Annotated in this window: 11 protein-coding genes; 6 read left to right on the forward strand and 5 right to left on the reverse strand. The window is 50.1% G+C overall.

The features are described from left to right. Positions 1–353: 353 nt before the first annotated feature. The 5 genes from F3H20_RS03265 to F3H20_RS03285 all read left to right on the forward strand — a co-directional run bounded on the left by F3H20_RS03265 (position 354) and on the right by F3H20_RS03285 (position 7,432). A complete protein-coding gene (locus F3H20_RS03265; protein WP_149733545.1) occupies positions 354–1,259 on the forward strand; it encodes a class II fructose-bisphosphate aldolase in 906 nt (301 codons plus the stop codon). 29 nt (positions 1,260–1,288) lie between these two features. Then, positions 1,289–2,269 carry a sugar-binding transcriptional regulator gene (locus tag F3H20_RS03270; RefSeq protein ID WP_149733546.1) on the forward strand — a complete coding sequence of 327 codons (981 nt, stop codon included), beginning with the start codon at positions 1,289–1,291 and terminating at the stop codon, positions 2,267–2,269. A gap of 200 nt (positions 2,270–2,469) precedes the next feature. Further along, the gene (locus F3H20_RS03275; protein ID WP_149733547.1) at positions 2,470–3,318 is read left to right on the forward strand and encodes a PRD domain-containing protein; all 849 of its coding nucleotides are present in this window, start codon (positions 2,470–2,472) and stop codon (positions 3,316–3,318) included. A 191-nt stretch (positions 3,319–3,509) separates the two neighbouring features. Then, on the forward strand, positions 3,510–5,543 hold the full coding sequence (gene ptsG / locus F3H20_RS03280; RefSeq protein ID WP_149733548.1) for a glucose-specific PTS transporter subunit IIBC: 2,034 nt from the start codon (positions 3,510–3,512) through the stop codon (positions 5,541–5,543). A 107-nt stretch (positions 5,544–5,650) separates the two neighbouring features. Then, positions 5,651–7,432: a PTS transporter subunit EIIC gene (locus F3H20_RS03285; RefSeq protein WP_223191608.1), complete on the forward strand. Its 1,782-nt coding sequence runs from the start codon at positions 5,651–5,653 to the stop codon at positions 7,430–7,432. 35 nt (positions 7,433–7,467) lie between these two features. On the opposite strand, the gene F3H20_RS03290 is transcribed toward F3H20_RS03285, so the two are convergent. Next, entirely contained in the window at positions 7,468–8,400 is a 933-nt protein-coding gene (locus F3H20_RS03290; RefSeq protein ID WP_149733550.1) for a helix-turn-helix transcriptional regulator, read from the reverse strand. A gap of 226 nt (positions 8,401–8,626) precedes the next feature. On the opposite strand from F3H20_RS03290, the gene F3H20_RS03295 reads away from it, so the two are divergent. After that, positions 8,627–8,830, forward strand: a complete 204-nt coding sequence (locus F3H20_RS03295) for a TOBE domain-containing protein (RefSeq protein WP_149733551.1) — start codon at positions 8,627–8,629, stop codon at positions 8,828–8,830. Positions 8,831–8,932: 102 nt separating this feature from the next. Here the strand turns inward: F3H20_RS03295 and F3H20_RS03300 are convergent, their stop codons facing one another. Genes F3H20_RS03300 through modA form a run of 4 tightly spaced genes read right to left on the reverse strand, consistent with a single transcriptional unit; the run spans position 8,933 to position 12,354 of the window. Beyond that, complete coding sequence (locus F3H20_RS03300; RefSeq protein WP_149733552.1) at positions 8,933–10,075, reverse strand: hypothetical protein; 1,143 nt, start codon at positions 10,073–10,075, stop codon at positions 8,933–8,935. A 48-nt stretch (positions 10,076–10,123) separates the two neighbouring features. Next, a complete protein-coding gene (locus tag F3H20_RS03305; RefSeq protein ID WP_149733553.1) occupies positions 10,124–10,837 on the reverse strand; it encodes an ATP-binding cassette domain-containing protein in 714 nt (237 codons plus the stop codon). 32 nt (positions 10,838–10,869) lie between these two features. Beyond that, positions 10,870–11,532: a molybdate ABC transporter permease subunit gene (gene modB / locus F3H20_RS03310; RefSeq protein WP_149733554.1), complete on the reverse strand. Its 663-nt coding sequence runs from the start codon at positions 11,530–11,532 to the stop codon at positions 10,870–10,872. A gap of 27 nt (positions 11,533–11,559) precedes the next feature. After that, positions 11,560–12,354 carry a molybdate ABC transporter substrate-binding protein gene (gene modA / locus F3H20_RS03315; RefSeq protein ID WP_149733555.1) on the reverse strand — a complete coding sequence of 265 codons (795 nt, stop codon included), beginning with the start codon at positions 12,352–12,354 and terminating at the stop codon, positions 11,560–11,562. Positions 12,355–12,524: the final 170 nt, after the last annotated feature.

The raw sequence follows: 12,524 nt of genomic DNA on the forward strand, positions 1-12,524 counted from the left end.
CCAAAAGGACGGGCAACAGCAATTACACTCTTGCCTTTGGAAACATCAATTCCTACTGCGTTCATAAAGTACACTCCCATTACAGATTTGCAATTGGCGGCCCAGTCTTCTATCGTTGCCGATTCTGTCTGTTTGGTGACACGGACGCACTGGTGAACAGTGGTTCTACCTGCATAAATCGAACGCTGTGAACGAGAGGCTGGCTGACTGGCTTATAACCGGACGTGGTTAGTCCTTGGAGTGATACGTCGGCCTACTGCTCTCTCATTCTAACAGCTTAGGCAACAATGCGGTGAATAACATGGATGTCCATGTTTTGAACCGTAAATATATAGTAACAGGAGTGACATGGGATGCTAGTCAATACCAGACAAATGCTCAACATGGCCAAAAAGAATAAATATGCTATTGCCCAGCCTAATGCCTGGGATTCCCACAGCCTGCGGGCGATTATCCGGGCCAGTCAGGATAGCCGTTGCCCGGTTATTCTTGGCTTGGCGGAAGCCCATTTTGGATACTTAAGTCCGGAGGAAGTGGCCCATATGGTTTCTTTCTATGCCGGCAAGACTGATATTCCGGTGGCGCTTCATCTGGATCACGGCGCCAGCTATAACGCCATTGTCCGGGCGATCCGGGCTGGGTTTACCTCGGTGATGATTGACGCCTCACAACTGGCGTTTGAAGAAAATATCAAGGTTACGGCGGAGATTGTTAAAATGGCCCATGCCGTTGATGTGACGGTGGAAGCCGAGTTGGGCTATGTCGGCGTTGGTCTCGAATACGAAAAGCTTGATGCTGTGGCCAAGGATCTCTTTACCAAGCCGGAACAGGCCCGGGAGTTTGTCACAAGGACAGAAGTGGACAGCCTGGCTGTCGCTATCGGTACGGCTCATGGCGAGTACAAAGGAGAACCGCGGCTCGATCTGGAGCGGCTGGTAGAGATTGCCGCTGCTGTCAAAGTACCACTGGTGCTGCATGGCGGCTCCGGTACCGGCGACGAACGGCTGGAGTCGGCCATCCGTTGTGGCATCAGCAAGGTTAATATTTTCACCGATCTGACCAAGGCGGCTGCGGCCGAAACCCGCCTTGTCCCACCGTCTGTCAGTTATCCTGATGAAGGAATGCTGGGAGAAGAAGCTGTGATTGACTGCCTGCAGCATTACTTCCGTGTATTCGGCTGTGTAAATCGTGTCACTGATACCAGCTATGAACAGAAATTTACCATGTGCACCGATTTTACCGCCGGTGGTTCGGCCTGATACCAGGAAATGGGGAGCTATAGAATTGTATGAATGAATGGGAAAAAGACCGGCTTGCAGTGAAAGTGGCCAGCATGTATTATGCGGATAACCTGACACAGGATGAAATATCCCGTAAACTGGGTATTCACCGGACGACGATCAGCCGTTTAATTAAAACTGCCAGGCAGGAAGGGCTGATCACGATTGCAATCCGGGATGATCTGAAACCGTATTATGCCCTGGAAAACAAGCTGGAAACTTTGTTTGGTCTAAAAGAGGTGTATATTGTATCTTCCCAGCGGGTTCAGGAGGATTCGGAACGGCAGGCGCTGGGTAAGACCTGTGCCGAACTGTTGGCCCGTATTGTCCAGGATGGTGATACCATCGGGATTAGCTGGGGCAGTACTATGAAAGAGGTGGCCAATGCCCTGAAGCCGTCGCCCAATCAGCGGCCGACGCAGAGTCAGATTGTAGCTTTGTGCGGCGGTCCGGGCAATCTGGAAAGCGACAATCATGTCAACCCGATTGTCGGGAAGGTAAGCCAGGCTTTTAAGGCTAAGCCATATTACTTTTATGCGCCGATTATTACTTCCAAGCGGGAAACTAAGGAAGCCATTCTGCAGGATGACAGTTGTGTAACCGTCACCAATCTGTGGCATAAGGTCAGGATTGCCGTCGTCGGCATCGGGGCTTTTTCCGAGTCCAGTTCGGTGCTATCCACCGGCTATATTACACTGCAGGATCAGGAAGCATTGCGTCAGGCCGGGGCCGCCGGCGATATCTGTTCGCGGTTCTATGACCTGGCAGGGCGACGCATTCAGTTGGATTTAGCTGACCGGACGATCAGCGTTGATCTGGATATTCTGAAAGGCCTGAACTACTCGATTGCGGTAGCCGGAGGGGCTCACAAGGTGCCGGCGATTCTGGGAGCGCTGCGCGGGCGGTTTGTTAATGTCTTGATTACCACTGAAGAGACGGCCCGACTGTTGCTGGAAACCGCCAATGAAACGGTGGAAGCTGCGGAATAATCTGGCTGCGGTGACGTAGTCTGAAAAAACAAAGAATACTACTTGCCAGACGGAAGCGGATATGCTATATTTATCTCTAGAGTAGATAACTGGCGTGTTACGGTAACGGCATTAGCCAGTAAGGATAAGCGGGGGAAGGGAAGCCTGACTCAGATTATTCTTACTGGCTATTCCCTTTTATAAGCAGGGAGGAGTCATCATTGTCTACGATACAGGGACCATTTTCGGTACAACGGGTTTTGAGCAACAATGCGGTAATTGCTAATACCGTAAATGGTCAGGATGTCATTTTACTCGGTAAGGGGATGGGATTTGGCCGCAAGGCGGGCGATTTACTGACCAATCCGAAGTATGAGAAAATTTATGTGGTTCCGGCAGGGGTAGCGGAGCAGCAGGCGCTCAATTTGATCGAACAGGTCGATCCGGCAGTGATCCGGGTTACCGAAGAGATTATTGAACTGGCGAAAGAGCGTCTGGGCCAGGCCTTGCATCCCCGGATATATGTGGCATTGACCGACCATATCAATTTTACGCTCATTCGTTTGGCCCAGGGGATGGAAATAAAAAATCCGTTCATTTCCGAAATTGAGGCACTGTATCCTGACGAATTCCAGGTGGCCCAGCAGGGGGCCGGTCTGTTGACTGAGAAGCTGCGGGTAACCATTCCCCGTGAGGAAATTGGTTTTATTGCCCTCCATCTGCATGCCGCCAGACATAACCGTTCCGTCAGTGAAAGTTTGAAGTATTCCCAGATTATTAATAAGGTGCTGCAGCATATTGAGAAAAGGACCGGTTCCCTGCAGGAACAGGGCAGTTTGAATTATACCAGGCTGCTGACTCACCTGCAAAGCTGTATTCACCGGCTGGTTACCTTAACAACCATTGAAAATCCGTTCGTAGAGCAGTTGAAGCGGGATTTTTCCGAGTCCTACGAGCTGGCCTGCCAGGTTGGCGAGATGATCGGCCAAGAGCTGAAGCTCAAGGTGCCCGAGGCCGAAATCGGCTATCTGACCATTCATTTGGAGCGGCTTCGCAGCAAATTTGGCTAAGATAAGTGCATAAGTACAACGTGTTACTGGTAAAGCAGGCATGAGTTGATAGAGAGGAACGAATCGTTGTCCTCCCTACGGCTCATGCTTTTTTATTTCTCTTTTAAGGAGGTGACTGTGCTGCCTGGCAAAGCAAGTTTGTTGATGGTAAATCCAATAACAATAGATAATAATTTGAGAGGAGAAATACTATGTTTAAAAAATCTTTCGGTGTTTTACAACAGGTAGGTAAATCATTGATGTTGCCTGTAGCGTTGCTGCCGGCGGCGGGGCTGCTGCTGGCCTTCGGCAATGCGTTCCAGAATCCGGCGGCCATCAGCTTGCTGCCAATGCTGGACAATCAGGTGGTTCATGCGTTGGCCAAGGTTATGGAGCAGGCTGGCGGGGTTATTTTCGGCAATCTTTCCTTACTGTTTGCGGTAGGTGTGGCTGTCGGCCTGTCCGGCGGCGAGGGCGTTGCCGGGCTGGCGGCTATTGTCGGCTTCCTGATTATGAACGTGACCATGGGCCTGGTGGCAGGTATTACGCCGGATATGATTGCCGGCAATCCAGCCTATAGCAGTGTACTGGGTATACCGACCCTGCAAACCGGTGTTTTTGGCGGTATTATTGTCGGTATTCTGGCGGCCCAGGCGTATAAACGGTTTTACACCATTGAATTGCCTTCCTATTTGGGCTTTTTTGCCGGTAAGCGGTTTGTGCCAATTGTTACCGCTGCTGCTGCCCTCATTCTGGGTATTGTGATGACGGTGGTCTGGCCGCCCATCCAAATCGGTTTGACTTTGTTCTCCCGCAACATGATTGATTCCAATAAGACGTTGGCGGCTTTTGTTTTCGGCGTTATTGAGCGGGCTCTGATTCCTTTCGGACTTCATCATATCTTCTACAATCCGTTCTGGTATCAATTCGGTGAATATGTCAGCAAGAGCGGGCAAATTGTAAACGGTGACCAGAGTATCTTCTTTGCTCAGTTAAAGGATGGCGTTGCTTTTACCGCCGGTACGTTTATGACCGGTAAATTCCCCTTCATGATGTTTGGTCTGCCGGCAGCGGCGCTGGCCATTTATCATGAAGCCAAACCGGAAAAGAAAATCGCCGTGGCCGGTATTATGGCTTCGGCGGCGCTGACTTCCTTCCTGACAGGCATTACCGAGCCGATTGAATTTTCCTTCCTGTTTGTGGCACCGGCTTTGTTCGGGATTCACACCCTGTTTGCCGGACTGTCCTTTATGCTGATGCATATTTTAAATGTAAAAATCGGTATGACCTTCTCCGGTGGTGTTATCGACTATTTACTGTTTGGCGTCATCCCCAACCGCACCGACTGGTGGCTGGTTATCCCGGTAGGTCTGGCGTTCTCGGCTATTTATTATTTCGGTTTCCGTTTTGCCATCCGCACCTGGGATTTAAAGACCCCGGGGCGTGAAGATGACAACGAGGCAGAAGCAGGCAATGAGCAGGGAACGTCGGGCAGTCTGGCGGCCGATGTGCTGGCTGCGTTGGGGGGCAAAGCCAATCTGACTCACCTGGATGCCTGCATTACCCGGCTGCGGGTTAGCGTAAAGGATATCGGTGCGGTAAACAAAGATCGCTTAAAAGGCCTTGGCGCTGCCGGTGTCATGGTCGTGGGCGACAACTTGCAGATTATCTTTGGACCTAAATCGGATATACTAAAAACACAGATTCAGGGCATCCTTTCCGGCAAGGAAGCTGCCGGTCCGGCCCCGGTCGTACAGCAGGCTGCCGAAACGGCCGCCGACGCTGCTCCTGGTGTGATTGCTTCCTTCGTAGCTCCTTTGACCGGCAAAGTATTGCCGTTGACAGAGGTTCCCGATCAGGTATTTTCGCAAAAGATCGTAGGCGACGGTTTCGCTATTGAGCCGGTTAACGGGGAAATTGCTTCGCCGGTTGACGGAACGGTGACCAGCATTCTGGACAGCAAGCATGCCGTAGGCATTACGGCGGACAGCGGGCTGGAATTGATTGTTCACTTTGGTATTGATACGGTTAATTTAAAGGGAGAAGGTTTTACTTCGTTGGTCAGTCAGGGTGACAAGGTGAAAGCCGGACAGCTCATTCTGAAAGCCGATCTGCCTGCTATTCAGGCTAAGGTACCTTCGGTCATTACTCCGGTAGTGTTTACCAATTTGGGCGAGGGTTCCATCGTGGTTGAAGCAGGGAAACAGGTGAAACGCGGCGAACGTATGAATGTAAAAATACAATAAGCCGATATTCATGCCATAAAGAATTTTTCAGCACAAGGGCATCAGAAGTTTTCTGATGCCCTTGTGTTCTGGTATGCCGCAATAGAGGAGAGGTTCCCTTGAAGAATATGTTCCAGTATTTGCAGCAAATTGGACGATCTTTGATGCTGCCGGTGTCGGTTTTGCCGGCAGCCGGACTATTGTTGCGCTTTGGTGAGAAAGACTTGCTCAATATGCCTGCCGTCCGGGAGGCGGGAATGGCGGTGTTTGCCAATCTACCGCTCTTATTTGCGGTCGGGGTGGCTATTGGTTTTTCCGAAGGTCAGGCTGTTGCCGCTTTAGCGGCGGTTGTCGGCCATCTGATCTTTTTAGCGGTGCTCAAATCGGTAAATCCCGCCGTGGACATGGGCGTTTTTTCCGGTATTGCCATGGGTCTGATTGCTGCCGTTTTGTACCGGCGGTTTCACCGGATCAGGCTGCCGCAGGTGCTGGGCTTTTTTGCCGGAAAGCGGTTTGTGCCGATTGTGACGGCGGTGGCGGGGGTAGTGATGGCGCTCTTGCTTCAGGTTGTCTGGCCTTTTATGCAGGCCGGCATTGATACCGTTGGCCATTGGGCCGTTAATTCCAGTGCCGGGCCGGCCTTGTTTGCCGCCGGCAAGCGGCTGCTTATTCCCATCGGCCTGCACCATGTCTATTATCCGGCATTTCTCTATGAGTTCGGTCACTTTGTCACCAGTGACGGTACCTTGATTCGCGGTGATTTTAACCGCTATTTTGCCGGTGATCCCACGGCGGGTATTTTTATGGCCAGTGAGTTTCCGATTATGATGTTTGGTTTACCGGCCGCCGCTCTGGCTATCTACTGCAATGCCCGGCCGGAGCGGCGCAAGGCGATTGGCGGCCTGATGGCCGGCGGTGCGCTGACTTCTTTTTTGACGGGGATTACCGAGCCGATTGAGTTTACCTTTATTTTTGTGGCGCCGCCCTTATTTGTTTTTCATGTGCTCATGGCCGGTGTGTCGGGATTGCTAACAAGCTGGCTGGACATTCATCTGGGTTTTACTTTTTCAGCTTCCTTTATTGATTATCTGCTGTCCTATAAATATGGCCATCATCAGTTATGGCTGTGGCCCGTGGGGTTAAGTATCGGCCTTTTATATTTTGCTGTATTTCATTTTTCCATCAATTACTTTCAGCTGAAGACGCCGGGGCGGGAAGAGGAGCCACTGCCGGAGCAGGAACTGGACGTACAGCAAACGGCGCGCCGGCTTTTACGGACCTTGGGCGGCAAAAATAATATTGCTGCGCTGGATGCCTGCATTTCCCGGTTGCGGGTGACGGTGCGGCGGCTTGAGGCCGTAAAGAAAGAGGATCTGAACGGTTTGGGTGCTGTCGGGATTATGGATGTGGGGAATAATTTTCAATTTATTTTTGGCACCCGGTCGGACGGTATCCGGGAGGAGATGGCTGCCTTATGGGGCGGTATGGAAGAAGAAACGGTGGCGGAACCTGCTTGCCCTGTTTTGCCGCCACAGGCAAGCAGCCGCGTTCATGCCCCTGTCAGTGGGCAGATTCTTCCTGGCAGTAGTGAGCGCGTTATAGCGATTTGTACGCAGGACTGCAGTGTGTTGTCACCGGTAGACGGCAAAATACTACCCAGTAAAGAACCGGCAGCGCTGATATTGGATACCGGTGCTTTCCGGCTAAACATCCGGGTGGAAGCTGGTCTCGCTGCCCCGGTCGTGACAGCGGGACAGATTGTCAGCCAGGGACAACCGATTCTTAACTTGGCAGCAGACGAAAGTATAGTAATCACCGGAGTGAACGACGCTGACGGGAAAACGGTGGCTGTCACGCCGGCTGAAGAAGTAACCGCCGGTGAAGATGTAATCATGCAGGTGGAGGGCTAACTGTGTAAAAGCCTGACTGTGCCAGTCAGGCTTTTTTAGGTTTCAGCTATTATAGTGCCGGTTTGGGAGATATCGTAGCCACCCATACCGGCCAACTCATTATGGAAGCTTTTTGAACGTAAAATGGAAAGCAGTGTTTGAAATTGCGGTTTGGCCATATCTTCCTTGCGGATGACTAAATCATAGCGTTCCTTTTTTAAGGGGATAAAATCGACAGTAAGTACCTGAAGCGCCGCCTTTTCGATGCCCAGTCCGACATCGGCCTCTCCACGACCCACACAACTGGCTACTGCCAAATGGCTTAACTCTTCATGGCTATAGCCGGTAATGGCGGCATGTTCGATGCCTGCCAGCCGAAGCTGTTCATCCAGCAGTACCCGGGCGCCGGCACCGTGCTCACGATTTACAAAACGGATACCCGTCCGGGCCAGGTCCTGCCAGGTATTGATTTGCTTCGGATTGCCTTTGGCCACATAGAAGCCTTCCATCCGGTGTACCAGATTGATAATCAGCGTACGGTGTCCCGGCAGCAAATGGCGGACATAAGGGAGATTGTAGCTGTCAGTATCGCTGTCCCAAAGATGAGCAGTAACCGCATTGGCCGTGCCACGGTAGAGCGACAGTAAGCCGTCGACGCTACCGATGTATTTCCGGAGAAATTGGATATGGGGCATTTCCCTTTCCAGGTGTTTGGTCAGAATGTCAAGAATAATATCCTGGCCGCAGAGAATCAGGCCGTCATGAGCAGCAAAAGGGACATCTGGCGGATAGGTTTTTGCCGGTGCAGCGACAGGCAGGCCTTTAGATTTATTAATATAAATCTCCAGATCCGGCGCCTCTACTCTAACCTTCCGGCCAATCCGGTAGGCGGTCAAATCGCCGCGTTTAATCATTTCATACACGGTGAACCGTGATATTTTTAATATTTTTGCTACTTCTTCGGGAGTGTAAACCGTCGTTTCCGTCATGCTATCAACTCCATTCGATTGAAATAAACCGGCTTGCGGGTTTAGCCCGGCAGCTACTATAATATTACTAGACCGGAATCCTTCTTAGTCAGGAAATCGCCCAACCGGCAGCACATAGGCGGTGCTTCGCCGGGAGATACTTTCTCATAGGAATGCCAGGTTACTCTGCTAATTTTGAACATGGTGCTTTTCATATACGACACAAAGGGAAAAGGAGACGGGATTTATGCAAATCAGCGGCAGAAACAAGCTGCAGGCCACGGTGAAGGAAGTGGTGAAGGGAGAGGTGATGGCCAAGGTAGTTATGGATTATAAAGGAAATGAAATTGTAGCTGCCATCACAATGGACTCGATTAATGAGTTGGGTTTAAAGCCAGGCGATTCGGTGGCAGCCCTGATAAAAGCCACTGATGTTATGGTTATTAAATGACAATTAGTTTTTATGGAGAAACGTACCGGAGATTGGGTCCGGTACGTTTCTTTTTATTTTACAATATGGAAGGTATTGTAAAAAGAGGAGATTTGGAATTTTTTAGAAGGAAACATCCACCTGCAGACGGTAGACATTGTCTTCCACCTGGGATTTTCCATTGGCGGTTGAACCATGACTTTGAGGGTTGTATTTTTCATAGAAGAGACTGGCCGAAGTATTTTTGGTTAGCTGCCGCTTGGCGGTGACGCCCCAGTAAGTATAGTCTCCGTAAGAAATGCTTTTATAAGCGCTGGATAAGCCGTTATAGGAAGTAGTACCGATGTAAGAGGAATAATCCAGAGCATATTGCTGAATATCGCGGTATTCCACGCTATATTGCATATCACCCGGTTTTTTAGTTGCCGGTGTACGGGCGATCAGCTTCCAGGCTTTATCATGATCGTCAGCCAGACCCCAGATATATTCGGTGCCGGTATACAGGTAATTTTTGAATAGCTTGGTATTAGCCGTTATGGAGTAACCGGTTTTATTTCCGTTTTTTAATAACTTATAAGTAGTCAGGTCACTGCCGAATATCGGTGAATCGGTTGTATACCACATGGCCCCCACATTTACCTTATCAATCGGAGTCATAACGGCAATGCCTTTCACGTTATAATTGGCGCCGTTGTCATTCCGGTCATTGAGATTGCCATAAAAGGAAGTGAAATTCACCCTGCCCGATTTGTTTTGCAGTTTAACGCCTTGCAAGCCCGGATAGTTGCGGGCCCGTCCGCCATCAGGGCGATTGTCGGCAGCCGAATAGCCCGCGTCACCGACGTTGTGCCCGTCATCCATGCTGACCGCCAACCCTTCAAAGATAGTGAATTTCTGGCGACCCATGGTAGCCGACCAGTCGGGTTGTTTGTAGGTCAGGCTGGCAATGTCAATCTGCACGTCATCCGGTACAGTAGTGTAACCGGTTGTAGATTTTGGTCCTGTACTGAATAATGATTCACCTACTGTAATGCGGGTGTCAAAACGCCATTCGGAGCTGAATTTATAACCGGCGTTTAAGCGTATACGGTACTTGCTGGCATCGAAGTCATCCTTGTTAAAGTTGGCCTGCTTGTCGAAACGGAGTCGTACATCACCGCTGAAGGTCCAGGGGTCGCTGGCGGTATTGGCGGTAGCTGCAAAGCCGGCGGCAGGGATGTTTGCCAAAGCAGATATAATCAGTCCTATTAATACTTTTTTTCTCATAATGTCTCCTCCTCAATTACAGTGCAATCGGATATATTTCTATTATTACTAATAAAAGAATTGTAGGTTTGCAGCAGTGGAAACGGACGATGATCCATTGGCGTTGCGGTGCCAGGATGGAGGCGGTTCGGCAACTTCACGCCCCTTTTGCAGGAACAGGACTTCATTGCCCATTGCCAGGGCCTCTTCCGGCGAATGGGTAACCAAGATAAAGGGGATTTGCCAGATTTCCTGCAGTTTCTTCAGCTCGTCCTGCAATTCGTAACGGGTCTCGGCGTCAAGGGCGGATAAGGGTTCGTCCAACAAGAGAATTTCCGGTTCGGACATCAGAGCCCGGGCCAGGGCAACCCGCTGTTTTTCACCGCCGGACAATTGATGAATGGTCCGGCCGGGCAGGTGTTCGATTTTAAGCAAAGACAACAATTTTTGATAGAGGACATGGCTTTTGGGGGTGGTTTTCTTAACTCCGTACCAGATGTTGCTGCTGACATCCAGATGGGGAAAGAGTGCCAGGTCCTGAAACATATAGGCCACGTTGCGGTGTCTGGGGGGTAAGAAGGTACGGGGCGCAGAATTGAAAAAGGTTTTATTGCGGAATACGATCTTCCCTTCGTCCGGTTTAAGCAATCCGGCAATGGAACGGAGAATAGTTGTTTTGCCGCAGCCGGAGGGACCAAATAATACAAGTATTTTGTTTTCCATAGAAAACTGGATGCGCAGCGTAAAGTGCGATAATTTCTTGGTAATATCAACGGTAAGCATCGAAGTCATCCTCCCGGCAAAACATTATTTTCTTATTTTCCGAGCTTCCAGTGGTTTAAGCCGAAAATTAAAGAGAAGGTGGCGGCACTGATGATCAGCACATACAGACCTGCTATGGTTAAATCATTGGATTCGGCGGCGAAGTAAATCGCCAGCGGAATGGTTTGGGTTTTCCCCGGAATATTTCCGGCAATCATGATGGTGGCGCCAAATTCACCTAAGGTCCTGGCGAAGGAAAGCACCATGCCTGACAGCAGGCCCGGCCAGGCCAGAGGGACGGTAACTGTCCAGAAAACCCGCCATTCACTGGAACCCAGTGTCCGGGCTGCATCCTCCAAGGTAGGGTCAATGCTTTCTAAAGCGCCTTTAGTACTCTGATACATCAGGGGAAAAGAAACAACTGTGCCGGCTAAAACGGCGGCAGCCGGCGTAAAAATAATCTGGGTATCAAAGTATCTGGTCAGCAGGATGCCGACGGGGCCCTGTTTGCCGATTAAAACCAACAGGACAAAGCCGGTGACTACAGGCGGTAGTACCAATGGCAGGGTAAACAGGGCTTCGATGGCTGCTTTACCCGGTATTCGCAGATTTTTCATTAGATAAGCGGCAGAAACGCCCGACAGGAATACAAATACCAGGGAAATGAACGCAACTTTGAGGGAAAGTAGCACGGGCTGCCATTCAACTAAGGCCATAGGTCATTCATCCTTCGCAGTAGTTTTCTATTGGCTCATGGTAAAACCGTATTTTTCAAAAACAGCTTTGCTCTCCGGAGAGGCCAGGTAGGCAACGAACTCTTCGGCAGCTTGCAACTGTTTGGTCCCTGCCAGAATGGCGATGGGATAAATGATCGGCTTGTGAGAACCCTCCGGTGCCGTAGCGGCGACTTTTACTTTATTGCTGACGGCCGCATCGGTTTTATAAACAATGCCGGCTTCTACATTGCCTGTTTCCACATAGGTCAATACAGTGCGGACATCCTTGGCCAGAACCAGCTTATCCTGAAGTTGCTCCCAAATGCCAAGCTTTTTTAAGACTTCCTGGGCATATTGGCCGGCCGGAACTGTGGCTGTTTCACCGATACTTATTTTGTGAACCTCCGGCCCAGTCAAGTCTTCATATTTGGCGAGAGAAAGTTTGGAATCTTTCGGAATAATCACAACCAGTTTATTTTCCACCAGATTTTTGCGAGTATCCTTATTGATCAGATTTTTATCGGACAATTCATCCATTTGTTTTGGTGCGGCGGAGATGAAAACATCGGCGGGAGCTCCTTGTTCGATTTGCTTTTGAAGAGAGCCGGATGCCCCCAGATTATAGACCAGCTTGATATTGGGATTTTTGGCGGCAAAGTTTTTTTGAATTTCTTCCAGGGCATCTTTCATACTGACGGCTGCCGATACGTTAAGCTCAACAGTCTTGGCTGGCTCGGGCGCTTTTGGAGTGTTGCCGCAGCCTGCCAGCAGGGCGGCTGTAAGCAACACGGTGAGACATACTAACCACAAACTTTTCTTCATACTTGTTCCTCCTTGTTTGTTTACTAGCCGGAAGTGATTTCCGGATGTGTATTTGCAACACCGCAGGACGAGGCTGGGAGCTTAGAAGGTTTTATGTTATAAAGCGTTTGGTTATGTTAGTCTGCGGTGTGACAAAGCGGAAGAAATAAAAAAATCAACTGGCGCACCGA

Source organism: Propionispora hippei DSM 15287 (assembly GCF_900141835.1).
GTDB classification, from domain to species: domain Bacteria; phylum Bacillota; class Negativicutes; order Propionisporales; family Propionisporaceae; genus Propionispora; species Propionispora hippei.

Coding starts and splice junctions, on each gene's coding strand:
- F3H20_RS03285 (WP_223191608.1), top strand. CDS start 5,651: ATGTTCCAGTATTTGCAGCAAATTGGACGATCTTTGATGCTGCCGGTG.
- F3H20_RS03270 (WP_149733546.1), top strand. CDS start 1,289: ATGAATGAATGGGAAAAAGACCGGCTTGCAGTGAAAGTGGCCAGCATG.
- ptsG (WP_149733548.1), top strand. CDS start 3,510: ATGTTTAAAAAATCTTTCGGTGTTTTACAACAGGTAGGTAAATCATTG.
- F3H20_RS03265 (WP_149733545.1), top strand. CDS start 354: ATGCTAGTCAATACCAGACAAATGCTCAACATGGCCAAAAAGAATAAA.
- F3H20_RS03290 (WP_149733550.1), bottom strand. CDS start 8,400: ATGACGGAAACGACGGTTTACACTCCCGAAGAAGTAGCAAAAATATTA.
- F3H20_RS03305 (WP_149733553.1), bottom strand. CDS start 10,837: ATGCTTACCGTTGATATTACCAAGAAATTATCGCACTTTACGCTGCGC.
- modB (WP_149733554.1), bottom strand. CDS start 11,532: ATGGCCTTAGTTGAATGGCAGCCCGTGCTACTTTCCCTCAAAGTTGCG.
- F3H20_RS03300 (WP_149733552.1), bottom strand. CDS start 10,075: ATGAGAAAAAAAGTATTAATAGGACTGATTATATCTGCTTTGGCAAAC.
- modA (WP_149733555.1), bottom strand. CDS start 12,354: ATGAAGAAAAGTTTGTGGTTAGTATGTCTCACCGTGTTGCTTACAGCC.
- F3H20_RS03295 (WP_149733551.1), top strand. CDS start 8,627: ATGCAAATCAGCGGCAGAAACAAGCTGCAGGCCACGGTGAAGGAAGTG.